The sequence below is a fragment of the Streptomyces graminofaciens genome (genome assembly GCF_030294945.1).
Classification (GTDB): Bacteria; Actinomycetota; Actinomycetes; order Streptomycetales; family Streptomycetaceae; genus Streptomyces; species Streptomyces graminofaciens.
Window position 1 is genome coordinate 184668 of the sequence record NZ_AP018448.1, and the last position, 26443, is coordinate 211110.

Consider the following 26443-nt stretch of genomic DNA (forward strand, 5'->3'; position numbering starts at 1 on the left):
GGGTGCCGCCAGGCGCGAGCTACCCCCGCCTGCCAGGGGCCGCAGTGATCGTCAGGCGATCGCTAGCCTCGCTGCTGCTTGGCTTTGGTCTGGGCGAGTCGGTAGGACTCGGTGCCGGTCTCGATGATGGTGCCGTTGAAGGTCAGGCGGTCGACGATGGCCGCGCAGAGCCGGGGGTCGGTGAAGGTCTTGGTCCAGCCCCCGAACGACTCGTTCGAAGCGATCGCAACACTGTTCCTTTCCTCCCGCTCTGTCAGAACCTGGAACAGCATCTCGGCGCCACGGCGGTCCAGATCGAGATAGCCCAGTTCGTCAATGCAAAGGAGATCGACGCGGCCGTAGCGGGCGATGGTCTTGCTCAATTGCTTCTCGTCGGCGGCCTCGACGAGCTCGTTGACCAGGCGGGCGGCGAGCGCGTAGCGGACCCGGAAGCCTGCCATCGCGGCGGCGGAGCCGAGTCCGATCAGCAGGTGGGTCTTGCCGGTGCCGGAGTCGCCGATCAGGCAGAGCGGCTCGCCCTTCTTGACCCACTCGCAGGTGGCGAAGGTTGTTGACCAGAGCGGGTGTGATGTTGGGGTTGGCCGAGTAGTCGAAGTCGGACAGCCACTTCGAGCGCGGGAATCCGGCTGCACGGATGCGCCGCTCGGAGCGGCGGCGGTCGCGGTCCTCGCACTCGGCCATCAGCAGTTCGGCGAGGAAGCCGTGGTAGGACAGGTGCTCGCGTTCGGCCCGGTTGACGGTGTCAGCGAACTGGGCCCGCATGGTCGGCAGCCGCAGGACGCGGCAGGCGGTGTCGATGGCGGCGTCGGAGGCGGGCTCGGTCAGGGTGTGGTGCGGGCCGGTCATCGAGGTTCCCTTCCGGGTCGTTGGTGCAGGAGCTGGTCCCAGCGCTCAAGCGCTGGAAGGGGGCGCTGGTCGGTTGGCAGGCGGGCGGTTCTTCGTTCGGTCAGGCTCGGCAAAGGCAGCTCCGGCGGGGCAACGAACTCGGGCAGCGGGACGGTGACCGTGACCGTCGGGGACCGGCCCTCGGTCTCGGCGGCCTTGCGCGCTTCGAGCGCGACGACGTCAGCGGTGCAGGCCCCGGCCGCGAGGGCGGCCTGGATGCCGGCGACGACGTCGCGGTGCTGCAGGTGCCGGTGCAGCAGCAGGACGTGGACCAGGGCCTCCGTACCATCGGTCTCGCCGAGCGCGTGCTTGGCCGCGGACCAGAAGGCCTCGTGAGCGGGAGTAAAGGTGCCTGCGCGGCGGGCCTGATCGAGTGCCTCGGAGCCGGCCAGGGTTCCCGGCTTGGTCAGCAGACCTCCAGGAAGTGGTCGAGCACCACCCGCTCGGCACCCTTCGTGGTCAGGCGTGAGTGGCGGGCGATCTCGGTGCGCCCGTGGAAGACGACGACCTCGTTCGAGCGAAGCAGGACGTGGACAGTGCGGCCGATGTAGCGGGCCGGGACCCAGTATCGGCAGACGCGGACGGCGACCATGCCGTAGCGGTCGACGCGCGGGGTGAAGGCAAGCCCGGTCTCGAACTCCTCGCCCGGCAGGGGCAGTAGGAGCGGAGCCTCGTGGGCGAAGTCCTGGCCGATAGTGCGGATCCGCAGCCCAATCCGCCGGCTCTCTTCGGCCTGTTCGAACGCCGCGAAGGCGTCGTTCAGCTCGTCGAGGGAATCGACGCGCGGAACGGGGGTGAGGTAGTTGCGGCGCCAGTAACCGACCTGGCCCTCGACCCGGCCCTTCTCGTGGGCGCCGCGCAGTCCCGGCTCACAGTAGAAGGGGGTGATCGAGTAGTGCCGGCGGAAGTCGTGCCAGCGCGGATGCTCCTCCCGCGACCGGCTCTTGCGGATCACCCGAGACACCGCGGGCGAAAGGTTGTCATACCGCATCTGGCCTGTGGGTATGCCACCCAGGGTCCGGAACGCGTGAACGTGGCCGTCGAGGAAGGCCTCCTGCCCGCACGAAGCGGTGATCCGGTGGACGGCCTTGCCAGAGTAGGCGAGCCGGAACGCGAACAGGTAGCACTTGGTGCGCTCGCCGGCCAGGTCGACCCAGGCCTCGCCGAAGTCGACCTCCGCGTCCATCCCGGGCTGGTTGTGGCGGATCACGAACCCGGCGGCCGGTGCCGCCCCGGCGGCCTCGGCGATCTCCTGCCAGCGCCGGTGGACGTAGTCCCACACCGTCGAGTACGCGATCTCCGCCCCGAGCTCCTGCTGGAGCCTGGCCAGGATGCGCTGCACGGCGTGCCGCTGCTTCGGCGGCGGCTCCAGGTCGTCCAGCAGCCACTGGTCGATCGTCTTCTTGAACGGCTCCAGCCTCGGCGAATGCCTCCGCGGTGTCCGCCGTGGCGGCGGCACCGCCGAGCACAGGGCCTCGCGCACCAGCCGCCGGTGGACACCGTACTTCCGCGCCAGCGCGCGAACCGACAACCCCTCCCGCCACGAGTCCCGGCGGATCAGCAGGAACAACTCTTCCTTCGAGGACACCACTCGGCATCGCCCCTCACGGAGACCCACACCGAGCGTCCCAGCCCCACGTCGAGGGTGGGGCCAACTCAAGCCGGAACAACCCCCGAACGCTCCCACGCGCCCCGCCGGTGGGGCCAACCCGGGCCGGAAAAGTGGGGCCAAGTCAGACCGTTAACGCCACTTGCTCTGGCCGCGGTAGCCGGCTGCGGCACGGTGGACAGTCAGGCCGGTGAGGTAGACCGTCGACTGGCCTTGGTCGAGCAGAAGCCCGATGAACAGAGCGGCGCCGCCGTGGTTGGTGTCCACCGCCCACAACACCTCGCCCGGATCGGCGAGAGCGAGCACATCGCGGATGAGCTCCAACAGCGCGGGCTCGTCGTTGCCGACGCGGCGCGACAGCCGTCGTTCCCCTTGGGCATCGAGTGCCACGCGGTGGTGGTGCTCTTTGCCGATATCGACTCCGGCCCAGATCATGAACATGGTCGCCTCCGCCAGCTGTTCGTTCTGTGATCCCGCGCGGACGGCCTTGCCGACGTTGTCCTACACAGCGATCAAGTCGCTTATCCCAATGAGCGGTTGTGACCGTCGCGGGCTCCGGGCGGCCAAGTCATTCAGCCATCAAGCGGCGCCAAGCTCACTGCCATACCCAGCGCCCTCAGGCTCACCGATCCTACGAATAACCGGAGTTGGCCCGCGCTGACACGGTAGGACAAGCTAAGTGAGTGCGCCGAAACCCGTATGTGCGGGGTGCGGGGCCGCGTCACGGCCAGGCGAATAGACGAACATGAGACGCCTGCGGTGGCGACGGTCCACCCAGCCGAAAGGCTCGTCTACTTGATGCTTCACCGTACTGCCGTCCCAACTTCCAGGCTCTCACCCATCAGGTTGGTGCGCTTGGCCTGTTGGAAGTAGCGGCAGGATCCTCTTGCTCAGCCAGCTGCCGTCGCGGTCGGCCCGGTCCCGGCTCGCGGACCTCACTGCCGCAACCGGACCTCATCCCCCGCCTGTTGACACCCTTTCAGTCGTCTACTGTCGCACCAGAGGCAGGCCGGCCGCAGTGGCCGCCACCATGCGTTTCAGGGTGGGGCGGAACGGCGGGAACGCCCCCGCGATCTCCGGCTCGCGCGCGTACAGTTCACGCAGGGCCTCGGGCGGACGGGTGATGGGAAACAGCTTCGCAACGAAGGCGCTGGCTGTCATCACGAGTGCGGCGCCATCGGCGGGGGTCAGTTCCGGGCAGGCGGCGGAGATGCGATGGCCGATCGCCCAGTAGGTGTCGATGGCCCACCTCTTGAAGACCTTTAGCACCTCCACGGACACATTGTGCTCGAGCATCGTCTCCGCGTGCGTGGTCAAATCACAGTAGAGCGGCCGGTCCACGAAGGCATCCGCGAGAACGCCGGCTGTTGCCTCGGTCCCACTCACTTCCTGCAACCGGGCGCTGACCACGCTCGCCCACTCAGAGCCCGCGCTCATCAGCAGATGCAGGTAGATCTCCTCACGCGTGCCGAAGTAGCGCAACACGTTGGACTTGGCGAGTCCGACCGCGGTGGCGATGTCCTGCAGGCTGACCCTGGCCACGCCGGAACGCTCGGCGAGCTCCCGAGCGGCGGTGAGGATGGCCTCACGGCGCTGGTCCTTCTGATCAGGGCGTCGAGCCCGCTGGAATGGCGCTGACATGACCGTTCATCCTAGTCCAGATCTAACAGAACACCCATCTCTTGTTAAGGAACTGGTGTTCTGTTAATGTCCCGGCATCCGACAACCCCATCGCGCTCCCGGGAGTGAAAGACCATCTCCGCCACCTCGACCAACCTCAGTCAGACCATTGACGACTTCGTTGCCGCCTTCAACGAGCCGAGCCCCGATCTCGACAAGGTGATGTCCTTCTTCGCCGACGACGCCGTGTACCTGCCCGGCCACCTTCCTGAGCGACGTGGCATCGCGGCGATCCGCAAAGAGTTCGAGCCGCACTTCGCCGGGCGCTACGGCGCCATGCACTTCGCCGTGTACGACAAGATCGTCGACGAGCCGAACCGGCGCGCCACGATCCGCTGGGCCTGCCGACTCGACATGAACGGAGAGTCCGGCCGGCATGTGCCCTTGCCACTGCGCCTGTTCGCCCGTGCGCGCTACGGCGGCAGCATGCAGTGGCATGGTGTGGACGTCTTCCACTTCGACCCCGCAGGACGTATCAGCGGCAAGTTCACCTACGCCATGTTCCGGTTGCCGCTGTGGGAGCGAGGCTGACAGGGCTCCCCGACGGTCCGAACCACCCGAGCCGACCCCACATGCCAAGGCCCGTCGTACCTCGCCTGGGGAAAGCTCGGGCCCGCGCGCACTTAGACGTCGTCTCATTTGGCGAGTCTGCGGTAGCAGATGAGGCTGCAGGCAATGGCGGTGAAGGCCAGGAAGTGTTCGGCCTTGCGTTCGTAGCGGCGGTGCAGACGGCGGCAGCCGCCCAGCCATGACATCGTGCGCTCGATAGTCCAACGGTGTCGGCCGAGTCGCGTGGAGGACTCGATGCCCTTGCGGGCGATGCGGTGCCGGATACCTCGCTTGCGTAGCCATCGGCGCAGGTGGTCGTAGTCGTAGCCTTTGTCCGCGTGCAGCTTGGCCGGCCGGCGTCTGCGCGGGCCGCGGCGGGAGCGGATCGGCGGGATGCCGCGCACCAGCGGCTCGAGTGCCTGGCTGTCATGCAGGTTCGCGCCGGAGATCCCGACCGAGAGGGGTAAACCGGTCCGCTCGGTGATCAAGTGGACCTTCGAGCCCTTCTTGCCCCGGTCTACAGGATTCGGACCTGTCAGGTCCCCCCTTTCAGGGCCCGCATGTTCACCGAGTCGATCGCGCAACGTGACCAGTCCAACTCTCCGCGCGAGCCCAGTTCGTCGAGGATGACGCGGTGCAGCTTCGCCCAGACCCGGGCGGCGGTCCACTCGGTGAAGCGCCGGTGCGCGGTCGGCCCCGAGGGGCCGAAGACCGGCGGCAACTGCCGCCAGGTGCAACCCGTCGTGGCCACGAAGATGATCGCGGCCAGCACCTCACGATCCCCGTACCGCCGCCGACCGCCGCCCTGCGGCCGCGATGGAGCAGGCGGGACCACCCACTGGAACAGTTCCCACAACTCGTCCGGCACCATGCGCTCGACCATCACCACATCGTGCAGACTACCCAGCACTCCAAATGAGACGACGTCTTATACGGAAACGAAATGACACTTCTCAAGTCATGGCGGCCCCTGCTCGCCTTCATGGTCACCGGCGGACTCCTGGTGTCGCTCTGCTACTTGGCGCTGCGGCCAGAACATCTCCTGTCCGTACCCGAGGGGGCCGCCTCCGGGTCGCTCACCATGCGCCCCTGCGGCTACGACACCGAAGCCGGAACCGTCGCCGCCGACTGCGGCACACTCGCCGTCCCGGAGAACCGGCGCGACCCCAAGTCCGAGCTGATAGCACTTCCCGTCACCCGCGTCCGGGCCACTTCCGCAGACCCCGCGGAACCGATCTTCCGCCTGGGCGGTGGCCCCGGAAGAACGAACATGGACTTCCCGCAGGCAAGCCGACTCACCGGCCAACACGATGTGGTCCTGGTCGGTTACCGGGGCATCGATGGATCGCGCCGTCTGGACTGCCCCGAGGTCACCGCGGTCATGCAGTCCGCCGACGGCATCGCGGGATCGAAGACACTGCCTGCCATGACCAAAGCGTTCGAACTATGTGCGGACCGTCTCACCGAGGACGGGATCGACCTCACCGGCTACTCCGCTCTCCAGCGGGTGGAGGACCTGGAAGCGGCCCGTACCGCCCTGGGCTACTCACAGATCAACCTCCTCAGCTCCAGTGCTGGAACACGCACCGCCATGATCTACTCCTGGCGGCACCCGGCGGTGCTGCACCGCTCCGCGATGGTGTCGGTCAATACTCCCGGGCACTTCGTCTGGGACCCGCGCATCACCGATGCGCAGTTCGCCCAGTACACACGGCTGTGCGACGATGACGACGCCTGCGCCGCGCGTACATCCGACCTCGCCGAATCGATCCGGAACACCGCCGGCGAGATCCCTGAACGCTGGGGGCCCTTCCGCATCAAGGACACCAACGTCCGGGTTCTGAGCCAGTACGCCATGCATCACAACGGTCCGGCCTCGGCACCGAACAACGCGCCGACCATCATCGACGCCTATCTCAGCCGGGACACCGGCGCCTTGTGGGCCATGTCTGTCCTCGGTGACCTCGCACTGCCGGATTCCATCGCCTGGGGCGAGTTCGCTTCCTTCGCCATGATCGATGGACCAGCAGCACAGCGCTACTACGACAGCGGTGGCGATCCGGGCTCGATCCTGGGCAACGCCTCAACCGACTTCCTGTGGGCCGGCGAGTCCGGTCTGTTCACGGTATGGCCGGACAGCCCCGACAACGCCAAGTATCGCCAGATGCGGCCCAGCCACGTCGAAACCCTCCTCGTCAGCGGTGAGGTCGACTTCTCCACCCCGGCGCAACTGGCCACCGACGAACTGCTGCCCGCCCTGTCCCGGGGACAGCAGGTGATCCTTCCCGGGCTGGGCCACACCGCCGACTTCTGGGAGCACCGTCCCGAAGCCGGAAAACGTCTACTGACCACCTTCTTCGACACCGGCAAGGCGGACAGGTCCCAGTTCGACAGGAGGCCCGTCGACTTCGAGGCCGTTCCGTGGAGCATGTCCACGGTGGCCAAGCTGCTGATCGGAGTCACCCTGACAGGCGCAACCCTCGGCCTCGCTCTGCTTGCCGTGATCGCACGCTGGTCGCGCAGGCGCGGTGGCTTCGGTCCCCGCACGAGTGTCTGGGTGCGAACCGGGACCGTGATCCCGCTCGGCCTCGGCGGATGGCTGCTGGGGGTTCTGCTGATCTGGACGGTAGGTCCCGATGACTTCGTGGCCAGCGCGAGCGTGATCGTGCCCGGGACGGGCCTGATGGTAGGCCTCGGCGCCTATCTGGCCTGGCCCCGTCATGAGCGCTCATCCCAGATGCGGCGCGCAGGGTTGGTGGCCGCGGTCTGCGGGGCGTTCCTCGGGGCATGGATCGGCTGTTACGCGCTTTCCGGTCTCCTGGCGCCTGCTGCAGCCATAGTCGGTGCAGGTGCGGCAGCGAATCTTGGGTTGCTGTGCGTCGAGCACTTCCGCAGGTGGCCGGACCGCATTTGGCGCACACCGGCGATGCGCAAGAGCTCTTGAGTCCGTAGGAGGAGACTATGGGATGGGCGAACGCCGCAGGGACCTGCGGCGTTCGCCCACCAAACTGTTTTCTGCGGACCGGCTCCTTGCTCTCACCGCGCCGTCGTCGGCATCGTGATGCCGCGCACCAAATGAGCCGCGCCCCGCGCGTGATCTTCTAGACACTGCGCCTGCAGTGAGGTGGCCGGGGACACCCCGCACCTGCGCGTGCCACGTCACCGCGGTGACGTGGCACGCATCCAGAGCCGTCCCCTGTACAGGCGTCATAGCTAGTCACGCTCATCTGACCTGGGCAGATATGTGCGGGATCTAGACAACCGTGCCGACCATCCCGAACGCGATGGTGCCCGACCAGGTAGCGGTGGTCCTCGTGCCTCCAGCGTCGGCGGCCGTGGCTCCCCACGCATCCGGGAGGAGAAGCCACGGCCCGTGTGAGCGCACGGGAGCTCGGTCAGCGGTGGCGCGGTTCCTCAGCCCAGTTGCGGAGCTGGTCCTCGAGGACGAGGTTGTCGCCGCGGGCCACGGTCTGGAGCAACTGGGCGCACACGGTCGCTTCGGCGGCGAGGCCGGCCGGGCTGCCCAGGATGGGGAAGGCGTCGCGGACGCGGGCGGCGGCGTCCGGCTGGAGCAGCGAGTAGGCGTAGAGCGTGGCGCCGTCGAACCCCTCTGGAGCTCGCCCCCAGCCCTCCCAGTCCAACACCTTCAGCGGCGCGGTGACGTTCGCCCGGTGCAGGTCAGCATGAGCGGAGGTCCAGCAGGTCACGGCCGGGCCAGGATCCCAAGGAAGCCGGAGGTCGTGCCGGAGGATGGGGTCATCGGACAGTACCGGCTCATCGACACGGGCCGACAGCTCCGACCGGTAGGCGTGGCCGTCGTCGAAGGCGTCGGCCACACCCAGGAGCGCGGGCCGGCGCCCGTCGAGGTCACCGAAAGCGTGCTGGGCATCGAGGGCGCCGTCCCACGACTTCCCCGATGCCTTGTCCTCCGGAGCAGACACCAGCCGCAGCCACGCCGGGGCGCCAGCAGCAGTGGGGGTGGTGAGCGCGCGTGCGCTGTTCGGTGTCCGGGTCAGGCGGAGGCGAGTACACCCGTGATCTGCCTCAACTTGGCTTCGGTCAGGGCTGGCCTACGCGACCACACCGCGACCCCGTTCGCGCGGCTCATCATCGCCCTGGCCGCCATCCACGCCGTCCCCGCCACCGAGATTCGCACCGCGCGCACCGCCGACCTGAACCTCGCCCGAGGGACCCTCGAACTGCGCCGCGGCCTACTGCGGCACACCCTCTACCTGGAAGAACTCACCCACCGCCTCACCACCGGCTGGCTGACCTACCACCACCGGCGCTGGCCCGCCTCCGCCAACCCCCACCTGCTGGTCAGCCAGAAAACCGCCCTCGACCCGGACCACCCGGCCGTGCACAGGAACACCTGCAACAAGTCCTGCCCAAGGGCCTGCCCCCGACAGGCTGTGCCAGGACCGCATCCTCGACGAAGCCTTCGCCACCGGCGGCCCTCTCAAGCTCATGAGGCTCTTCGGCATCACCGAACAGACCGCCATGCGCTACGTCGACACCGCCTGTCCGGAGCGAACCGCGCAACTGCCCAGGTAACAGGCCCGCCTTGAGCCCCATACCGCAGCTAAAGCCCGTGGCGGTGGGGCAGTGGATTCCGGCATCATCCCCGTGTGATCGTGATGCAGCCCGTTCTGGAAGTCTTCGCTGCCGACGACTTTGCGCTCTGGCCGGTTGGCGAGCACGAGTCGTACGGCTACCTCGTTCTGGACGGGGAGCTGACTCCGGCGGAGGTCGGCACGGCGGTTATGCGGATCGCCGACTGCAACGACTTCGAGCCGGACGAGGAGCACGGGCCGTGCCCGACCGATCCGCTCGGCATGTTCCTGCACGGGCTGCTCACCATGCCCGACCTGATCGCCGCCGGCGGGTTCCGGGTGACTGACAATGCCACGGGCACCGTGTTCGTCGAGCCGGGCTGCTGCAGCGGCCTGGAGAGCTGGCGGGACTGGCTGGAGGTGCTCGACGGCACCGGCTGCCCCTACTTCGGCCACGACCCGTCCTCGGTGGCCGAACGCGTCGGCGACACCGTCCGGCTGACTCTCGACGCCTACGCGAAGGACGGCAGCCCGGCGGTCGAGCTGCCAGTGGACCAGGTACGCGGGCTCGTCGCCGGTGCCCAGCAGGACTTGCGGGACTTCCTCAGCCTCGCCGGAACCTGGGCCGAACAACACCTGCCGGCACATGCCGCCGCCGTCAGCGCCGCCCTGGCCCGGGCCCTGGACCTGGGGCCCACACGATGACCAGCTTCCTGACCCACCGAGCGCGCGTGCACGACGCCCGCCTCCCCCTCCGCCGTCGGCACAGCGCGCTGCGCACCTGCATCACCCTCTTCGCGCCATACGGCTTCCGGGCGACCTATCACCACCTCACGCTCAGCGCCGCGATCCCCCGGCGGCTGGAGGCGGATCCGGACGCGCTGGTGCGGGCGGTGGAGGAACTGTATGAGGCGCGGGTGCTGTGGCTCGCGCGGGCGGAGGAGTACGCCGCGCAACGCCGGGCAGAGAAGCGGGCCGGGCGGCGGGCTGTGGTGAACCCGCGACCGTGGTGGCTGCGGAGCTGGTGGGAGGGCCCGAACCGCGCCTGGTACGAAGACCCGTTTCGCCATCCGTCGCTGCGGCTGTCCGAGTACGTCCGGCGGCAGAACGCGATTTTGGACGGCGCCGATCTTCCTGGCTGCCCCGCCTGCGGGGACGAGAGACCGCTGGAGTCGAGCTCGACCGGGCATGGCTGGGTGGAGCTGTGCCGTGGGTGCGCGTGGGTGCTGGCTCCATGTCCGTGCGGGCAGCGGCACCGGTTCGTCCCGGAGACCCCGTTCAACTGGAAAGGGATCTGGCAGCGGGCGCACATCAGCGATGACGGCATGCCGAACCCACATTGTTCTGCGGGCTGACAGTTGGATGCGGCACGGCGAACGCTCGGGAAGCCACAGCCCGTAAACCGCGGCGAACCCCGCGCGCAGGACCATCACAGCCATCAAGTGACATGCAGGCTCCGGCCTCTCGTCGCTCAGGATTCCCGGAACCCGCGCGCTTTCGGACGTACCGACGGCAAAGCGTCCTTACTCGTCGCCTTCAACGGGGCCGTGCTCACGGACCTTGCCTCCCTCGCAAATGGGGACCTGCCGCTCTTGTAGGACGGCCTGGTCGCCGGGCGACGGGAGCGGCCGAGCTGCCCATGCTCGCCATGTGCCCCCGCCGGCTTTCGTCGCAGTTCGGCGCAGTCGCGGTGCGGCGGGGGGCGTGCTGTCCTGAGAATGTACGTAGGAGAGCTCAGCTATGCGTCATCTCCGGACTTCCGTCCTCGCCTCCGCCCGGTCGCCCGCGCCGACCGGAGCGGGCGGAGGACTGCTCCCAGCGCGGGAACTCGCGGTCGCGTGGTTGCTGATCCTCCTGGTCGTTGTGCCGGCGTGGGTGCTGACCGTCGGGCAGGCGCGGGACATGGGAGTCGAGCCGGGCACGATGGGGATGGCGCTGCCGCTGTTCTTGTTGCTCTGGGTGACGATGATGGCGGCCATGATGCTGCCGTCCATGGCGCCGGTGGCCCTCACCTGGGTGCGGGGGATCAGGCGGCGGTCGTCCGGGTGGGGCCGGGCGGTGCGCACGCTGGAGTTCGTGGGTGGATATCTGCTGGTGTGGACGGCCTTCGGGCTGCTCGCCTACGCGGCTCTGGCCTTCACCGGGTACCTCGTGGACGATCATCCGGTGGCACGACGCTGGATCGGCGCAGTGGCCTTCCTGCTGGCGGGTCTCTATCAGCTCGGGCCCCTCAAGAACGTCTGTCTGCGGCACTGCCGCGACCCCATGACGCAGCTGGTGCGCTACGCAGGGTTCCGGCAGCGGGCCCGCGATCTGCGGGTGGGCATCCACCACGGCGGCTACTGCGTCGGCTGCTGCGCGGGCCTGATGGTGATTCTCGTGCCGCTCGGGGTGATGAACGTGGCCGCGATGGCCGGGCTGGCGGTGGTGATCTTCGTGGAGAAGCTGTGGTCACGGGGGCCGCTGCTCGCCCGGGTGGTGGGTGTCGTCTTCCTCGTCCTCGCCGTGCTGGCGCCGTTCCAGGGCTGGCTGCTGCCGGGGCTGCGGGAATCGGCTCCATCGATGGACGGCATGTGAGCAGCTGCGGCAAGCTGGAAGGGAGGCCGCCTCGCGATCCGCGTGCGGCTCGGGATGCGCGGTCTCGCCACTCCGAGTGAGCTCCCTCGAGCTCGACGGGAGGGAAGCGAGATGACGGAGCAAGCCACCCCCGGTACCCGCTGGCATCTGGCCGGCGACTGGTTCGACGTGTGCAAATGCGCCATACCCTGCCCCTGCACGTTCGCGCAGCCCCCGACCTACGGTGACTGCGAAGGCGTACTGGTCTGGCACATCCGTGACGGCAACTACGGGGACGTAGCGCTTGACGATCTCAACGTCCTCATGCTCGGCTCCTTCGAGGGCAACCCGTGGGCCGGCACGCACACCGACCCCTATGCCGCGGTTTTCCTCGACGAACGCGCCGACGACCAACAGCGCTCCGCGCTCGGGACCATCTTCGGCGGTGAGGCGGGCGGCTGGCCGGCACAGTTCGGGGAGATGTTCCGGCCCGAGATGCGCGGCACGGACATCGCTCCGATCCGGGTGGAGATCGACGAGGACCTCGCCACCTGGCGCGCTGAGATCCCCGGCCGGGTCACGGCCACCGCCGAGGCACTCACCGGCCCGACGACACCGACGGGCGCACGCGTCCAGGTCCACAACGCCCCAGGCGCCGAGGTCGGACCGGGCCAGATCGCCACCTGGGGCCGGGCCACCACCGACCGCGCCGACGCGTTCGGCTTCTCCTGGGAACGCTCGGGAAAATCGAGCAAGTACTTCCCCTTCGACTGGACGGGACCGGACTGACCGTGGGGACGAGAGAGCGCCGGTAACAAGAGCCGGAAGCAGCGGTCCCACCACTCCACCGAGATGAGGGTCAAGTACCCGACAGCCGCAAGCACGCCGAGATGGTGGCCGGCGACCGCGAACCAGGCTCAGAGACTACGAGGTCTTCCGATTCGGTCACGCCGAACTGAGGGATGCGAACCAGCCAGGAACCTCCTACAGGACTTCTTGCCGACCCCTATCCAGCGCTGCGAAGTGAACGGCTGCGCCAGCCAGCTAGGCCGTGTATCGGAAGTGCTATTAGCGGAGCTAAACGAGGGTTGATTTTCAGGGTGCGGTGCCCGGGGTGGGCTGAGACTCAGCCACCGGACCGTTCCAGGAAGCCGGCGAGGCTACGGTTCGCCCCGGGCGGGATGGCGTGCGGAAGCGCGTGATGGGACACATCCGGCAGCACGGTCGTTGCGACGCGTGGCAGCAGCGCCTCGGCGCGGGCGGCCACCTTGGAGGGGTCATGGGTCCTGCTGCTTCCGGCGAGGAGCAACAGGACCGGCAGGTCCAGGCCGCGCAGGGCGTCCGGTGCCGGGCGCGGCCCGGTTACGGGTCGGAGAGAGGGGAAACCGGCGGCCGCTTCTTGGAGGGCGAGCGAGTCGGGATCGAAGGCGGAGCCTTTGGTCTCCCACTCCAGGAAGGCGCGGACCCGGCGGGGTGTGTTCCGCAGCAGCATGGGCAATGCGTGCAGCAGGTAGGCCGGGCTGAACCCGGCGAAGCACTGGGTCGGGTCCAGAAGGGCCAGGCGGCGTATCCGGTCGGGCGCGCGCATGGCGTGATGCAGCGCGATCCAGGCGCCGTACGAGTGTCCGCCCAGGTCGGTCTCGGCCACTCCGAGGCCGTCGAGGAGCGCGTCCAGCCAGGCCGACAGGTCGGCGACCGTACGGGGGCGGCGGTCGCCGTCGGGAGTGCTGCGTCCGGGGGCGCCGATCAAGTCGACGGCGAACACCCGGTGGGTGCGGGACAGTTCGGCGGCCTGCGCGTACCAGGACGCGGAGGTTGCGCCCCCTCCGCCGGGCAGGAGGACGAGCGAGGGCCTGTCGGCCGGGCCGCATACGTTGACGTGTGTCGTGCCGAAGGGCGTGGGAACGGTCGCCGTCTCGCGAGCGGCAGGCCACTTGGTCATGACCTTGTCGTAGGCCATGAGGAAGTTGTCGGCGTCGTACGTATCGCGAGCGTTCATGAACGGCGACTCCTCTATTATCTCGCTCAGCAAGATACTTGTTGGGCGAGATGATACGTGGAGGTGGTCCGTGCCCGATCAGGAGGGTGAGGAACTCGTCGAACGAGCCGAGCCGGGGCCCGAGATGGAGATCGTTCACCTGCTGCGCGCGGTGGCCGTCGACCTGGGCAGGCACAGCACCCGGTTCGCACAGCGCAACGGCATGCACCCCACCGACGTGCGTGCGCTGATCGCCCTGATGGACGCCGCCCGCGCCGGCGAGGAGACCACAGCAGGGCACCTAGGCACCGCTCTTGGGCTCAACTCGGCAGGAACCACAGCTCTGGTCGACCGCCTGGAACGGGCCGGGCATGTGCGGCGGGTGCGCGATGCGCGGGACCGCCGCAAGGTCACCATCGAAGTGGACGAGCGGGCGGTCGCCCTCGGCTGGTCCCACTTCGGACCGCTCATCGATCGGGCGGTGGACCTGCTGCGGGAATACGACGAGCGGGAACTGGCCGCGGTCAGGGGCTTTCTGACTGGGATGCGGAAGGCAGCGGTCTAGGATGTATCTCGAATATGCCGGTCACAGCCACTCGTTGATGGCCGCGACGAGAACGGTTGCCTCGTAACGAACCGCGAGTTTGTCGTATCTCGCGGCCACGGCACGATGCCTTTTGAGGCGATTAATGCCGCACTCGACCGCGTGGCGCTCGCGGTAGTCGACCGGGTCGAACTTCGGCGGCCGACCGCCGCGGGAGCCGCGCTGCTGGCGGTGACGCGCCTGGTCGGCCTTGTCCGGGATGGTGCAGCGGATACCTCGTCTACGCAGGTAGGCGCGGTTCTTGCGGGAGGCGTAAGCCTTGTCAGCGCGCACACGGTCCGGGCGAATGCGTGGCCGGCCCACCCCGACGCGGGGCACGCGAATCTTCTCCAGCACGGCCTCGAACTGTGGCGAGTCGCCGCGCTGCCCGGCCGTCACCACGATCGATAGAGGCTTCTGGCCCTGCTCGACAGCCAAGTGCAGTTTGGTGGTGAACCCGCCGCGCGAGCGTCCCAGTCCGTGATCACGAGGCTCGGTGAGGACACCGCCCGGCGGTTCCTTCTGCAGGTCACCGTGCTTTCGGGCCCCGGCCGCATGCTGATGAGCGCGACACACCGTGGAGTCGACGCTCAGGTCCCACGAGATCGCCCCCTGCGCGTCGGCCAGAGCCTGGAGCCGGGTGAGAACCCGGTGCCAGGTGCCATCCCGCTGCCACCGGCGGAACAAGTCGTAGATCCGGCCCCACGGCCCGTACTCGACGGGCACATCCCGCCACGGAACACCGGTCCGGACACGGAACCGTATGCCGTCGATCAGCTGCCGCCGCGGCCAGACGGGCGGCCGCCCCACCTTCGTCCCCGTCGGCAACAACGGCTCCAGCACAGCCCACTGTTCATCCGTGAGATCTCCCCGCCCCATGAAACACGATCATTCATAGGTCAAGATCCACTTTCGATACACGGCCTAGTACTAGGTCGTGTCCGATGGGTCGCGTGACGCTCCCGCTGGGCACTCGTTCCGTGGGACTTGGGGCGGGGAGATCTTTCGGATCAAGAGTGGCCTCGACTGAAGCCGCACTTGCCAACAAATCACGGACGGGGTGGACGCTGGCAATCCCACCGCCGTGCGATCAACGGGTTTCTGTTCCGGCAGCCGGCGGGCCTCCCCTGGCGGAACCTTCCTCCCTGCTGCGGTAGCTGGAAGGCGGTTCACGATCGTCATCGCAGGTGGTCGGCGGACGGCACGTGGGAGAGGATTCTGCGGGCCGTCGATGCCGAGGGTCGGCTCACGAGCAAGATCCACCTTGTTGGGGAAGGTGGGTGTCGCCCGCTCGGGTTTGTCATCACGCCCGGCCAGTGGGGGGACGCGCCGCAGATGATTCCCGTCCTGGAGGAGATCCGTGTGCCCCGGCAGGCTGGTGGACGACCGCGCACTCGACCCGACCATGTCGGGGGGGAGACAAAGCGTACTCATCACGCCGTAATCGGCGTCACCTGCGCAGGCGTCAGATCAAGCACACGATCCCCGAGCGTAGAGAGCAGCGGGCCAACCGCCGGCGCCGCGGCAGCCAAGGAGGCCGGCTCACAGGATTCGACAAGTCGATCTATCGCCGCCACAACGAGGTCGAGCGGACCATCAACCGGCTCAAGCACTTCCGCGCCGTCGCCACCCGCTTCGACAAACGGGCGTACGTCTTCCCTGGGACGGTCACCGTGGCTGCGATCCGCCTATGGCTCCGTACACAGTGAAACGGCTCGTTCAGAGTTTGTCAGCACCTGGGTAGTGGTGGCGCAGTTCGCTGAGCAGGCGCGCGTCGACAGCCCTGACGTCCCCAGATGAGCGGTCGAACTCGGTCTACCAGGGTGAGCGGGTGTCGCGGCGTGCTTCCGGGGTCTGCTCGGGCAGAGCCGTGTCTTGGTCGGTGCGCAGCAGCATGCCCGGGTCGGGTTCGAAGTCCTCATTGGGCGGTGCCGGCTGGTGGAAACGCTCGGTGCGCGCGATGGTGATTTCCACCAGTCGGCCCTCGTGGAACATCCATAGCCCGAAGCAGTCGTCGTCCTGGTCGCGAAGCAGAACTTGCACCGTATGCGGATGCGGCCACGGCAGCGACTCCAGGTGCCTGAGCAGACCCTTGCGGGCACGCACTTTCTCGAGCTCCAAGGCCCACCCGAACTCGTAGCCCCAGTGCCCCGCTATCGGGACGAAGCGACCTCGCCACGTGCGTTCCGGGTCCTCCTGGGTCAGCGGTTCCATCACCTCGTCCGGCCAGCGGGCGAGCACGATGACCTCGGCGTCTCTACTCATGTCGGAGTATCACCGCATCCGCCTGATCCACCGCAACCAAATTCCTCAACCGACTGACGCAGGCAAGGGTGAGCGGATTGGCGACGAGCCCCTCAGCGCCGACGAGCCCGACCACAGCGCCTTGGGAGAAGCTCATCTGCGCCCAAGCCACCGGCCCTGATCAGCTCACACGACCCATCGGACAGTCCCTAGCCCGGCGGCGAGAGCTGCGTCCCAGTCGCCTGCGGGCGGCGGCGACGCGGCCGGAGGCGTACTGCAGGGCGTCCAGTGACATGGTCCCAACTGTTGGGGCGTTCAGCGGGGTTGGCCGAGTGCTGCCGCCGGACGCAGGTTCTCCTCGAGTTTTTCGGCCATGGCCGCGCTGGCCAATGCCCGTCCCAGGCGAGGTGCCTGTTTGAAGAGGTTGTGCCCGGCGGCGAAAAAGATTCTGTCGGCTTCCCAGACCGCTATGCCGTCTTCGCTCCATGGCAGGCTTGTCACCCAGCAGTGCAGATGCTCGACGGGTTCGGGGTCGAGGCGGGGCAATGCGCGGGAGACGTACGCGCTGGCGCGGTCGCTGAGTGCCGCCAGCGCTTCGGGGTCCACGACGCTGCCGTCCTCCCGCACCTCGACCGTTTGGCTGAGGCCCACCGCATATCGGCTGTTGCCCGGGTAGGGGGCTGCGTAGACGCCGACCTCCCCGAAGTCGCCGCTGCTGTCCTGCAGACAGGCGACCCGTTCAGGGGGCGCTCCCCTGACCTGGAAGGTGAGGCGGACGTGGGCTGCCGACCGTATGGGGAGCGAAAGCCCCACGTTGCGCGCCAGCCGCGCGGTACCCAAGCCCGCGCATACCACGACGCTTGCGTACTCTTCGCGGCCGACGGCGCTGAGCACCTCCACCGTGCCGCGGCCCGTGGGGTGCAGCGAGAGGACCTCGTCGGTGACCACAGAGTCACCCAGCGCATCGGCCAGGCACTCGACCGCGACACGGGTGCGGATGGCACCGCCGTCCTCATCAAGCATCGCGGGACCGCGGTAGTCCGCGAGCAGCGGCATGCTGGCCTGAAGCTCGGCGCTGTCCACGGTCCGGACCGGTATGCCGCCGGCCTCCTGCAAAATGCGAAGTCTCCCAGGAACGGGACCGCCCAGGGCGACCACTCCATCCTGGGAGATCAGTTCGGCGCCCAACCGGTCGGCCCACTCGTCCCAGACGGCACGGCCCTGCCGGGTGAATTCAACCAGGCGGGCGTCGTCGTGCGCGTGACGGAATATGCGGGACTCACCACCGGATTGCCCGTTGCCTGGAACGCCGCTTTCGTAGACCCGCGCCGTCGCTCCGCGTTCGGCCAGTGCGTAGGCGGTGCAGAGTCCGACGATGCCGGCTCCTACCACGGCCACCTCGGGAACCCGGTCCATTCGATCGCCTCACTTCGCGTCCCCGGAGCTGTCCCCTACGGAGCAGGGGTTGGGTTCATCTGTCGCCGCCGCGTACTGGTGGGTGACTGGACCCGATGGGCGGCACTGCCAGGCTCTACGCGATACGGCGGCGGAAGCGCCTCTTCTCCAGCCTCACACCAGTCTGAAATATGTCAACCGGCCACCTCGGATGGCGGCCCTGACCGACCGGCGGAGAGTCGCGGGGGTGAGCGCCCTGGTCGAGGCCTGGGAGGTATCCGAGCAGGACTGGCCGGGCTGGCGATTCCGTGGCTGTCCAGACCAGCGGGCAGCAGCAGGGTTTCCGCTCGATCGAGGTGTCGACCCGCCGGACATTGGCAGGACTCATGGATCCGTCGCCCCGCATTCAGCGGGCACGCACAGCCTCCTCGGGAGGCGGCTGGCATGAGCGGACGGGGAAAGGCGCGCTGGTCGGGCAACGCTCACAATGTGATCTTGCCGTTCTCGGGGCCCGCCCGCGAAGCCCCATTCGGGGGAGGCGGGGTACGCCCCCCGCGCACTGCAGAGGCTCGCTCCGCATCCGCGTACGGGCGGCGCCCTGGGGCCCGGTGAAGCAGTGGAACCTGCTCCTCCAAATCACCGGACCCCAGCCACCCGGACATCCCGCACCGCGCGCTCGCCAGACAACAGGTCACCCGCAAGTCGGGGCGCAGCCGTCAGGACTCAGACCTGCCTACGGCCGTCGCCCTGCACCCAGGAAGGAACTGCGCGGGAACCGGAAGGCCACGGCCGCCTCCCCCCAGCGCCGACCGTCCGGGGGCGTGGCACGGGTTGCGGTCAGGAGCTGACGATGCGGCGCACGTTGTCGACGGCACCGCAGCTTTCCTTCAGCTGACGCTCGCGCTCTTCCACAAACGCCTCGCCCAGTTCCTCGCGGCGCTCCATGGCCACGTTCTCGCGCGCTCCGTTGAGGATGGTGCGCTCCTCCTCGTCGGCGTGGTGGGTGACGGCCTGCACGAGATCTTCCAGCCTCTCGTCCCACTCCTGGGAGCCGACCTCGTCGACTTCCAGGAGTGCCAGGAGTGCCTTGTTGCCCTCCTCGTGCTCCTCCTCGCCGTGTTCCACCCCTTCGTCGTCGATCTTCTTGTAGCGCTTGAGGGCGGGATAGACCTTTGCCTCTTCCGCCAGTGCGTGCGCGATCAGCAGATCGGAGAATTCCCGCAAAGCGGCAGCTCGGTCGGCTTCGACGCTGCGCATCAGGCGAAAGAGCTCCTCCATCTTTCGGTGATCCTGGAGAATGAGTTCAACGACGTCTCGTGTCTCTGCCATGGGAATAGGCATCACTTTCGTGCGGGGGACCTTGCCGAAATCCTGCTACCCCATTCACTGGTGTTCAACAGGACGGCCTGATCGCACAACGAGCAGAACCCTCGGACACCGGCCTGCGCAGCCTCACCGAGACAGCCCGCCAAGGCGTCGGCATGAATGTGCACGACCTGCGCGAACTGTCCTCATCCGCCAACTGGACGCCGCCTACCCCTGCGACCGCGCCCTGTTTCTCGTCCGGCCCGCGTAACACTGCGGCCAACCGCTCCTGATCAGTACCAGGGATGGCCCCCTCTTCAACACCTGCCCGGCCGGCGTGCTCACGTTCGGCTTCCTCGGCCTAGCGGGCATTCACGCGCACGCCGTAGGCGCGGTAATCGTCGCGGTTGTCGAGGCTCTGCCAGGTCTAGGGGTCGTAGCGCCACCAGAGGGGCGCGTGCGGGCCCTGCGCGGTGAGCCGGCGCAAGGTGGTGGTCAGAGCTGCGGCACCTTGTGGTTGATAGTCGCGGTAGCTCTCCGGACGCGCTCCCTCGCGTGAGCAGGACTGCGGGGCGCGGACCGCGGGCGGTGCGCGGTGCGCGCCCGAACGATGTCGACGTAGGACTGCGAGCTGAAGCCTCGTATGACCAGCACCGGGATGCCGAGGGCGGCGAGCCAGTCGGTGAACATGCGGCGCAGGGTGTCCTCATGGGCATCGAAGGGACGGTACGGAGGCTCTGATGCGGGCAGTGGACGTCGAGCCCCGTGACCAGACGGGGCGGGCGGCGTACAGGACCAGACGTCGCCACTCCCCCGTGCTGTCCTGGTACAGGAGGCCCGTTCGTTGCGCGGGCCAGGCAAGTGTGGGATGTGCCGTCAGTTGCCTGGCCAGTCACATGCCGAGCACCCGTCGGGTCTCGGCGGCGATCTGCTGGGTCTCGCCGGTTGCGACCACGAAAACCGGGACACCTCTCCCCGCCCGACCGATGCGTCGGAGGCCTTCCCGCATCAAATCGTCCAGTTCGGGGACGAGCAGCCCGCCTCGTACACCGAGAACAGTCAGGGCCGAGCAGATCTCCTCGCGTACCTCGGGTTGGTCTTCGCCGATCTCCCCGGTGAAGGCCAGCGCGTCCAGCCGGTCCAGCGAGGCGGCCATCGAGGCGATGCCCCTGCGGCAGCTGAGTGGTGAACGTCGCCAGCGCCAACGCGGCCGCGGCATCACCCTCCGCGCGGCGCGCACCAGGTCCCGGGTGTCTCCCGAGGTACCGGAGAGGCCGAGCAGACCGGAATGCCGGTGGAGTGTGTCATCCAGTTCGTCCGTGCTCAGACCGTGCCGCCGCTGCAGCCACAGCAGCGCGCCGGGGTCGAGGCTGCCGCTGCGCCGGCTCATCACCAGGCCTTCCAGCGGAGTGAGGCCCATGGTGGTGTCCACGCTGCGTCCGTTCCGGACGGCGCAGGCCGAGCAGCCGCCGCCCAGGTGCACGAGCACGACCTGGAGGTTGTCGACGGGTCGGCCCAGAGCCTGCGCCGCCCTCTGCAGTGCCCACGAGTAGGAAAGCCCGTGGAAGCCGTACCGGCGCAGCCCGTATTCGGCTCGCCATCGCTCCGGCACGGCGTACGTGCGCGCCGGTGCCGAGATAGCCGAGCGTGGCCACCGCCGCCAGGCGGACGGCGTGCCGGAACACGGGCGAGTCCCGGCGCAGCTCACGGCGGACCGCCCGGACGACGACCGGGAGCAGCCGGAACATGGTCGGGCGCACCAGGAACTGGGCGCTCGCGGGGCCGGACGGCGTAGGCGCCTTGTCGCGCGCGCCGCCGCACCCGGTGATCTCCAACGTCTCGATGAGTAGTTCCACGAGCCCTTCGGCGGCCTGCCGGGCGGGCCCCTCCAGCACCTCGCCCTCCTCGTCGACGCGCAGTACCTCCGCGCTCCTGGGCGGCACCTCGACGGGAGTGCCGCGGCGGATCGAACGGGCGGCCGTGTCCAGGACGTCGGCGGCCGCGTTGAGCAACTCGTGTGCGCGGTCCCGCCCGGATCCCTCCGCCGGGGCGCCGACGTCCGGGTCGGCGAGCGCGGCGACGACCGGCAGAATGCGCTCGGCGAGGCCTCGGGGCCGTGGAGGACGGCGGGGCGGGTGCGGGCCTGTGAGGGCGTTACGGCGGCCGCGTCCCGGGCGGTCATCAACGGCTCCGGGTCGAACGGGGCGGTCGGGTCGTGCCGCAGCCGGCGGGCGTGGTCCGCCACGGCGGCCAGGGCGTCGGCGAGCGCGTCACGATGCGCCCCCCAGCGGCGGATCGGGAACAGCAGGATCAGCACGGCCTGTGCCACGCCTCCGAGCGCGATGACCCCGGCGTGTTCCAGGGCTCGTCCGACGCTGGTGGGCAGGGTGATGGTCACCAGCATGCTGCCGACCGTCGTCGCTGCGACGATCCCAGCGGTCGATCCGAGGGCCCACGCCATCCCTGCGGCAAAGGCCCAAACAGCCAGCATCGGGAGGAACGTCACGAGTCGGCCGGCCACCAGGTAGCCCGCAAAGGTACTGAGCGCCAGGCCCGCGCCCGCGCCGAGCGCTATCACCTTGCGCGGACGCCAGGTGCGCTGGAAGGTGGCCGCACCCGCGGAGTAGGCACCGAGGGCGGCGGACGCGGCGTACGCAGGGGAGACCAGCCACAGCGCCGACCCGACGACGATCGCCACCCCAGCAGCCGTACGCAGCGCGAGCAGGGGCTCCAGCCGCGCCTCCTCGATCGTGAGCCCGGATCGCACGACCTCCCCGAGGGCTCGCAGCCATCTCACGAGGTGGACCCTGTCAGGATGCCCTGCCGGGTCTCGGCGGCCTGGTCGACGTGCGGCCGCCGGGCGGGGAAGCCGCCCGCACCTCCCAGGAACTGAGCATCGGCGCATACGGGACACATCAGCATGTCGCCTCACCAGCCCCGGAGTCCGCCCCGCACCGCGTGCCCCGCGGGCTCTTCGCCACCAGCGTGACGAGCATGGGTTCCACGGGCGGTGTCACCGGCCGATCGATGGCTGCGGCTTCAGGAGCGGGTTCGGTTCAGACCCGCCTGTCGAGTCGCGCCCGTCAGGCCGGTCGAGGGCCGCGGTCCGTCCTACCGGGCCGGGTCACCAGCGCTGCTTCAGCGCCGGCCGGAGCCGGGGTGATTGCCCCGGCCCCCGGTCTGGTCCGGGGAGACAGACGGACGGCGGCCCCGGGTTCCTTATCGCTTGTGGCCGTTGCCGTGTCCGTCGGGATGCAGGACCACCTTGGTCCAGCCCTCGTCACGGGCGTCGAAGTGCTCATAGGCGGTGGGGGCCTCGTCCAGGCTGAGTTCGTGCGAGACGACGAAGCTCGGCTTCGCCTTCTCGCCTGCGATCAGATCCCGCAGCGCCCTGTTGTACTTCTTCACCGGGGCCTGCCCGGTGCCCATGCGCTGGCCCTTGAACCACATCATGCCGAAGTCGATCGGGACCTTGCCCTGCGCCTCCAGCTCGCCCTGGGCCTCTTCGCCGCCGGGGTCCTGGGGCAGGAACACACCCACCACTCCGATGTGGCCCGTGAACCTGACCGAGTCGATCAGGCCGTTGAGCGTGAGGCTGGCGTCCTCGTGTCCCTCGGGGTCGTGCGCCTGGTAACCGACGCACTCACAGCCGTTGTCGGCGCCCAGACCGAGGGTGGCTTCCTTGACGACCTCAGCCGGGTTCTGTTCAGCGGTGTTGATCGGGATGGCCCCGATCTCCTCCGCCTTGCGCAGCCGGTCGGGCTGGTGGTCGGCCACCCATACGCGTCCGGCGCCCTTGAGGAGGGCGGAGTAGGTCGCCATCAGCCCGACGGGACCGGCCCCGAAGACGATCGTCTGGTCGCCCGGTTTGACGCTGGCCATCTCGGTGGCGTGATAGCCGGTGGGGAAGATGTCGGCGAGCATCACATAGTCGGTCTGCCGCTCGGCGGCGTCCTCACCCAGACGCAGCGCGTTGAAGTCGCCGTAGGGCACGCGCAGCAGTTCCGCCTGGCCGCCCTGGTACGGGCCCATGTCGGCGAATCCGTAAGCGGCTCCCGCGAGGGACGGTTCCGGCTGCATGGTCAGGCAGTAGTTGGTCAGTCCCCGCTCGCACTGCTTGCAGAAACCACAGGCGATGTTGAAGGGCAGAACCACATACTCGCCGACCTGGACCTTGCGGACGGCCGGGCCGACCTCCACGACCTGGCCCATGTTCTCGTGGCCCAGCGTGCGGCCGGACTCGAACGAGGTGCGGCCCTCGTACATGTGCAGGTCCGAACCGCAGATGTTGGTGGTGGTGATCTTGACGATAATGTCGCAGGGGTGCTCGATCTTCGCGTCCGGCACGTCCTTCACCGTGACCGTTCGCGGACCTTCGTATACGGCCGCTTTCATGAGTGCGATCCCTTGGTGTCGCGGCATGACCGCACCACGGCGGTGATCGAGACGGAGCCTCACTCCCGGGAGTTGAACACCTGGGGGTTGGTGGGACGCGGGCCGTGGCCCCGGCATGCCTGTACGGGTCGTTCACCCGGTTCGGGTGCAACGGCGCCGTCGGCGGCCTGCGACGCAGCGTTCCGGCGCTCCGGCGGCGTGCCGTCCGGGTCCCCGTCGGCCCCGACGCGAAACGAACACGCGCCCATCGATCAGCGAAATCTTCCTGTCCGGACGACCACCGACGTATCTCCCACTCGGGCCGGGCCCGGCTAGTCATCGTGGTCGTCTTGGAGCATGTTGCGACGTTCCTGTTCGCGCTTGGAGTAGGCGGCTGCCCGGATCGCCTCGTCGCTCTCCAAGCCAGATCCCAGCGCGCCGCCCACGGTGGCGACCGAAGCGACGAACCAGGCCAACGTCCAGTACTCTTCCGCGCGCAGGGGGTTTCGCGTCATGGAAGCGAACACTTGGTCGTTGAGGATGAACAGCGCCCACACCCAGTTGATGACCAGCAAACCCACGTAGCAGATAAGCACCCCGATACTGACGGTGACGACCGTCGAGGCGTTGTAGAGCCGCGCCCTCCGCCTCGCCTCCGGGGAGCTCTCTGCTGATCGATGCCACAGATCCGCGTCCACGATCAGCCAACCGATCATGAGCGCGACAGACCCGACCGTGGCGATCACGAGGCGTGGCGCGCTCAGGGACGCGGCCAGGCTCCAGACGGTGGAGTTCACGGTGGCGACCGCTCCCGTGGCGAGTGCGGCCGCCAGGGCTTTCGACAAGCCCGGCACCAGCCGCCACGGCCGGTTGGCACGGACCATACCGGCGAGCACCCGCAGGTAACCGCGCGGCCCGCTAACGACATACCGAAGATCGTCGGTCTCCTTCTCACCGATCGGGCCCGGACGAATAGGCGCGAGACGATTGACGAAGGGCCCCAGAAGCGGGTGACTTCGCGGAGGTCCTTCAGCCTCAGTGGTTTGCGGACCTGCCAAGCCAAGCACAGCTTCTTCGACGGCCCGCCGGGCCCTCGTCTGGAGCCGCAGGCCCCCCAGTGAAGGAAGAGAGAGCAGCGCCATGCCGTGTTCGTGGCTCAGATTCACAGCGAGCTTGCGCCCGTGTGAGTGCAGCGGAAGGTCGGTGAGGGCCACGACGATGTCCCAGTTCTCCGCACTCCCACGGTCCATGATCCGGCGCATCAGGGTGGGCGGGTCCTCCGTCCCCGAGGTGAAGGGCTCACTGACCACCTCGACGTCGAACCGTCGCTCCTGGTCCGACTTGTCGGCGAGCCGAGCAGAAAGTGTCCGGGCCATGCGCTGCGCGATCTCCGTCGGCGCGTCCGGATCCGCCAGGAGAGCCACGACCGTAACGTCTTGAGACGACACCCGCACGACTGGCCCCTCCTCGCCGACTGCCCCGCAAGTGCCCAGGATGCCCCCGAGGTAACGTCGACGCCGCGTGACACGCTGGCCTCCGCCAGCAGGTGCAGGCGGTCCGGCAGATCTCCTCGGCTTCCCAGCACAGGGCCCGCTCCCCCCACCGGGCCACGATCGCGTGCGTCACCGCGAACACCCGCTCCGCCTCGGCACGCACCGCACGCCGCGCGACCAACCACCCCGCTCCGGTGCCAGGCCCGGAGCGGGAGTCCGAAAAACCCAGAACGCCTGCGAGGCATAGCACTACGTCCTGCCCTGCATCGGGGCGGCTGGCAGGCGGGATGGTCCGCGTCAACCGGCCGGCCCTTGCTGTTGTTCCCCCGCCTTTCCCAAGCGCTCCCTGGCGTGTGCGGCGGCACCGCGGCGTTCGGCCTCATCAGCAGCAACGTCTGGGGGGCGCCCTCAACGTGGGTCGCTCCCGCGACGCGGTGTTCCCCCTGCTGTCGATCCGCACACCCGTCCGAACTCCTCGGGCAGTCGGACGCCCGGGCCTGGCAGGGCAATACAGGGAAGCTAATTGGGCCCGACATGCGCATGGCTTCGCGCACCCCGTCGGCCAGGCTGACTGGGAAGTCCAGGGGGCCGGGGGCCACCCCGGCGTCCGCAGCCGGAGGTTACCGTCATGACCGTGATGTCCATCGCCAGGTTCGAAAGGTTCTTCCGCGCGGCCGCGGGGCTGGACGTCGACAAGAACGATCTCAAGCGCTACAGCGACTTCGTCGACGCCAAGCTCTACGATCTGCTGACCGTCGCCCAGGCCACTGCCAAGGCCAATGGGCGCGACGTCATCCGGACCTGCGACCTACCGATCACAAAAGGTCTGCAGGAGAGCATTCATCACTTCCGGAAGATCGACCAGCAAGTAGAACTCAAGCCGATCCTGGAGCAGATCGCCACCCACCCCGCTCTGGACCGCACGCCCGACGAGGAGACCGAGGCGGCCTATCCGGACATCGTCGGCGGGCTCAGCCCGGCCCTTGCCCAGAACTACGCCCGTGCATTCGACCGCGAGGACCAGGCGGACATGGGCCGACGAGCACCGCTGCATCTGCTCCCCCTTCGGCTGCTGCGCACCTGGCGTATGCGGCGCCGAAAGGAAGCCGGCGGGGAGGCAGGTACCGCGTCTCCGCCGCCGTGAGGGGGTGCGGACGTCGTTCATGAGTCACTCGGTGTCGAGCCTCGCCGGCCCGGCCGCGGTGCCGGACGTGCGTCCGGAACCGCGGCGTTCGGGTC

The 26443-nt window shown here is 68.5% G+C and carries 20 protein-coding genes and 5 pseudogenes; 9 read left to right on the forward strand and 16 right to left on the reverse strand.

The window, feature by feature from the left end; translation table 11 throughout:
• Positions 1-62 precede the first annotated feature (62 nt).
• From istB to SGFS_RS00955, 4 genes and pseudogenes are all read right to left on the reverse strand, one after another.
• A pseudogene (gene istB, locus SGFS_RS00940) lies at positions 63-846 on the reverse strand (IS21-like element helper ATPase IstB).
• Positions 843-2473, reverse strand: a pseudogene (gene istA, locus SGFS_RS00945) (IS21 family transposase). The pseudogenes istB and istA overlap by 4 nt, the downstream one beginning before the upstream one ends.
• 162 nt (positions 2474-2635) lie before the next feature.
• Positions 2636-2935 (reverse strand): annotated as a pseudogene (locus SGFS_RS00950) (IS110 family transposase); the annotation flags it as partial.
• A 546-nt stretch (positions 2936-3481) separates the two neighbouring features.
• The gene (locus SGFS_RS00955) at positions 3482-4135 is read right to left on the reverse strand and encodes a TetR/AcrR family transcriptional regulator (protein ID WP_286246843.1); all 654 of its coding nucleotides are present in this window, start codon (positions 4133-4135) and stop codon (positions 3482-3484) included.
• A gap of 147 nt (positions 4136-4282) precedes the next feature.
• Between SGFS_RS00955 and SGFS_RS00960 the strand changes: the two genes are divergently transcribed.
• Positions 4283-4705 carry a YybH family protein gene (locus tag SGFS_RS00960; protein WP_286259723.1) on the forward strand — a complete coding sequence of 141 codons (423 nt, stop codon included), beginning with the start codon at positions 4283-4285 and terminating at the stop codon, positions 4703-4705.
• A gap of 104 nt (positions 4706-4809) precedes the next feature.
• Here SGFS_RS00960 and SGFS_RS00965 read toward each other — a convergent pair.
• Positions 4810-5606, reverse strand: a protein-coding gene (locus SGFS_RS00965; protein WP_434025902.1) for an IS5 family transposase whose coding sequence is annotated in 2 segments (ribosomal slippage) — positions 4810-5268 and positions 5271-5606 — 795 coding nt in all. Because the reading frame shifts where the segments join, the coding sequence is not laid out codon by codon here.
• Between the two features lie 60 nt (positions 5607-5666).
• Between SGFS_RS00965 and SGFS_RS00970 the strand changes: the two genes are divergently transcribed.
• On the forward strand, positions 5667-7667 hold the full coding sequence (locus SGFS_RS00970; RefSeq protein WP_286246845.1) for an alpha/beta hydrolase: 2001 nt from the start codon (positions 5667-5669) through the stop codon (positions 7665-7667).
• 451 nt (positions 7668-8118) lie between these two features.
• On the opposite strand, the gene SGFS_RS00975 is transcribed toward SGFS_RS00970, so the two are convergent.
• A complete protein-coding gene (locus SGFS_RS00975) occupies positions 8119-8664 on the reverse strand; it encodes a hypothetical protein (protein ID WP_286246846.1) in 546 nt (181 codons plus the stop codon).
• Positions 8665-9360: 696 nt separating this feature from the next.
• Here SGFS_RS00975 and SGFS_RS00985 point away from each other — a divergent pair.
• The 4 genes from SGFS_RS00985 to SGFS_RS01000 all read left to right on the forward strand — a co-directional run bounded on the left by SGFS_RS00985 (position 9361) and on the right by SGFS_RS01000 (position 12621).
• Positions 9361-9981 carry a hypothetical protein gene (locus SGFS_RS00985; RefSeq protein ID WP_286259724.1) on the forward strand — a complete coding sequence of 207 codons (621 nt, stop codon included), beginning with the start codon at positions 9361-9363 and terminating at the stop codon, positions 9979-9981.
• Positions 9978-10631, forward strand: a complete 654-nt coding sequence (locus tag SGFS_RS00990) for a hypothetical protein (RefSeq protein WP_286246847.1) — start codon at positions 9978-9980, stop codon at positions 10629-10631. Before SGFS_RS00985 ends, SGFS_RS00990 begins: the two co-directional genes overlap by 4 nt.
• A 385-nt stretch (positions 10632-11016) precedes the next feature.
• Positions 11017-11853 (forward strand): DUF2182 domain-containing protein, encoded by an 837-nt coding sequence (locus SGFS_RS00995; protein ID WP_286246848.1) that lies wholly within the window; start codon positions 11017-11019, stop codon positions 11851-11853.
• 111 nt (positions 11854-11964) lie between these two features.
• Positions 11965-12621 (forward strand): DUF1326 domain-containing protein, encoded by a 657-nt coding sequence (locus SGFS_RS01000; protein WP_286246849.1) that lies wholly within the window; start codon positions 11965-11967, stop codon positions 12619-12621.
• 337 nt (positions 12622-12958) lie between these two features.
• On the opposite strand, the gene SGFS_RS01005 is transcribed toward SGFS_RS01000, so the two are convergent.
• On the reverse strand, positions 12959-13831 hold the full coding sequence (locus SGFS_RS01005) for an alpha/beta fold hydrolase (protein WP_286246850.1): 873 nt from the start codon (positions 13829-13831) through the stop codon (positions 12959-12961).
• 124 nt (positions 13832-13955) lie between these two features.
• Here SGFS_RS01005 and SGFS_RS01010 point away from each other — a divergent pair, with 124 nt between their 5' ends.
• Positions 13956-14375, forward strand: coding sequence for a MarR family transcriptional regulator (locus SGFS_RS01010; protein WP_286259725.1), 420 nt, complete (start codon positions 13956-13958; stop codon positions 14373-14375).
• A gap of 21 nt (positions 14376-14396) precedes the next feature.
• On the opposite strand, the gene SGFS_RS01015 is transcribed toward SGFS_RS01010, so the two are convergent.
• Positions 14397-15272: an IS5 family transposase gene (locus tag SGFS_RS01015; protein WP_286246851.1), complete on the reverse strand. Its 876-nt coding sequence runs from the start codon at positions 15270-15272 to the stop codon at positions 14397-14399.
• Positions 15273-15380: 108 nt separating this feature from the next.
• On the opposite strand from SGFS_RS01015, the pseudogene SGFS_RS01020 reads away from it, so the two are divergent.
• Positions 15381-16102, forward strand: a pseudogene (locus SGFS_RS01020) (IS5 family transposase).
• A gap of 106 nt (positions 16103-16208) precedes the next feature.
• On the opposite strand, the gene SGFS_RS01025 reads toward SGFS_RS01020, so the two are convergent.
• From SGFS_RS01025 to SGFS_RS01060, 8 genes and pseudogenes are all read right to left on the reverse strand, one after another.
• Positions 16209-16658, reverse strand: coding sequence for a hypothetical protein (locus SGFS_RS01025; RefSeq protein ID WP_286246852.1), 450 nt, complete (start codon positions 16656-16658; stop codon positions 16209-16211).
• Between the two features lie 294 nt (positions 16659-16952).
• Positions 16953-18053: an NAD(P)/FAD-dependent oxidoreductase gene (locus SGFS_RS01030; RefSeq protein ID WP_286246853.1), complete on the reverse strand. Its 1101-nt coding sequence runs from the start codon at positions 18051-18053 to the stop codon at positions 16953-16955.
• A gap of 816 nt (positions 18054-18869) precedes the next feature.
• Entirely contained in the window at positions 18870-19361 is a 492-nt protein-coding gene (locus tag SGFS_RS01035) for a hemerythrin domain-containing protein (protein ID WP_286246854.1), read from the reverse strand.
• A gap of 471 nt (positions 19362-19832) precedes the next feature.
• Positions 19833-20027 carry a hypothetical protein gene (locus SGFS_RS01040; protein ID WP_286246855.1) on the reverse strand — a complete coding sequence of 65 codons (195 nt, stop codon included), beginning with the start codon at positions 20025-20027 and terminating at the stop codon, positions 19833-19835.
• A 202-nt stretch (positions 20028-20229) separates the two neighbouring features.
• Positions 20230-21045: an acetate kinase gene (locus SGFS_RS01045; RefSeq protein ID WP_286246856.1), complete on the reverse strand. Its 816-nt coding sequence runs from the start codon at positions 21043-21045 to the stop codon at positions 20230-20232.
• Positions 20972-22134, reverse strand: a pseudogene (locus tag SGFS_RS01050) (FUSC family protein); the annotation flags it as partial. The pseudogene SGFS_RS01050 and the gene SGFS_RS01045, both read right to left, overlap by 74 nt.
• 422 nt (positions 22135-22556) lie before the next feature.
• Entirely contained in the window at positions 22557-23732 is a 1176-nt protein-coding gene (locus SGFS_RS01055) for a glutathione-independent formaldehyde dehydrogenase (RefSeq protein ID WP_286246857.1), read from the reverse strand.
• Between the two features lie 311 nt (positions 23733-24043).
• A complete protein-coding gene (locus SGFS_RS01060) occupies positions 24044-25165 on the reverse strand; it encodes a hypothetical protein (RefSeq protein ID WP_286246858.1) in 1122 nt (373 codons plus the stop codon).
• Between the two features lie 667 nt (positions 25166-25832).
• Here SGFS_RS01060 and SGFS_RS01065 point away from each other — a divergent pair.
• On the forward strand, positions 25833-26348 hold the full coding sequence (locus tag SGFS_RS01065; protein ID WP_286246859.1) for a DUF1931 family protein: 516 nt from the start codon (positions 25833-25835) through the stop codon (positions 26346-26348).
• Positions 26349-26443 lie beyond the last annotated feature (95 nt).

Excerpts from the sequence above, each read along its gene's own strand:
- SGFS_RS01030 (WP_286246853.1), bottom strand. The coding sequence starts at position 18,053 with ATGGACCGGGTTCCCGAGGTGGCCGTGGTAGGAGCCGGCATCGTCGGA.
- SGFS_RS00990 (WP_286246847.1), top strand. The coding sequence starts at position 9,978 with ATGACCAGCTTCCTGACCCACCGAGCGCGCGTGCACGACGCCCGCCTC.
- SGFS_RS00955 (WP_286246843.1), bottom strand. The coding sequence starts at position 4,135 with ATGTCAGCGCCATTCCAGCGGGCTCGACGCCCTGATCAGAAGGACCAG.
- SGFS_RS00970 (WP_286246845.1), top strand. The coding sequence starts at position 5,667 with ATGACACTTCTCAAGTCATGGCGGCCCCTGCTCGCCTTCATGGTCACC.
- SGFS_RS01040 (WP_286246855.1), bottom strand. The coding sequence starts at position 20,027 with ATGTTCACCGACTGGCTCGCCGCCCTCGGCATCCCGGTGCTGGTCATA.
- SGFS_RS01055 (WP_286246857.1), bottom strand. The coding sequence starts at position 23,732 with ATGAAAGCGGCCGTATACGAAGGTCCGCGAACGGTCACGGTGAAGGAC.
- SGFS_RS01025 (WP_286246852.1), bottom strand. The coding sequence starts at position 16,658 with ATGAGTAGAGACGCCGAGGTCATCGTGCTCGCCCGCTGGCCGGACGAG.
- SGFS_RS01065 (WP_286246859.1), top strand. The coding sequence starts at position 25,833 with ATGACCGTGATGTCCATCGCCAGGTTCGAAAGGTTCTTCCGCGCGGCC.
- SGFS_RS01015 (WP_286246851.1), bottom strand. The coding sequence starts at position 15,272 with ATGGGGCGGGGAGATCTCACGGATGAACAGTGGGCTGTGCTGGAGCCG.
- SGFS_RS01000 (WP_286246849.1), top strand. The coding sequence starts at position 11,965 with ATGACGGAGCAAGCCACCCCCGGTACCCGCTGGCATCTGGCCGGCGAC.
- SGFS_RS00985 (WP_286259724.1), top strand. The coding sequence starts at position 9,361 with ATGCAGCCCGTTCTGGAAGTCTTCGCTGCCGACGACTTTGCGCTCTGG.
- SGFS_RS00995 (WP_286246848.1), top strand. The coding sequence starts at position 11,017 with ATGCGTCATCTCCGGACTTCCGTCCTCGCCTCCGCCCGGTCGCCCGCG.
- SGFS_RS01005 (WP_286246850.1), bottom strand. The coding sequence starts at position 13,831 with ATGAACGCTCGCGATACGTACGACGCCGACAACTTCCTCATGGCCTAC.
- SGFS_RS01010 (WP_286259725.1), top strand. The coding sequence starts at position 13,956 with ATGGAGATCGTTCACCTGCTGCGCGCGGTGGCCGTCGACCTGGGCAGG.
- SGFS_RS01035 (WP_286246854.1), bottom strand. The coding sequence starts at position 19,361 with ATGGCAGAGACACGAGACGTCGTTGAACTCATTCTCCAGGATCACCGA.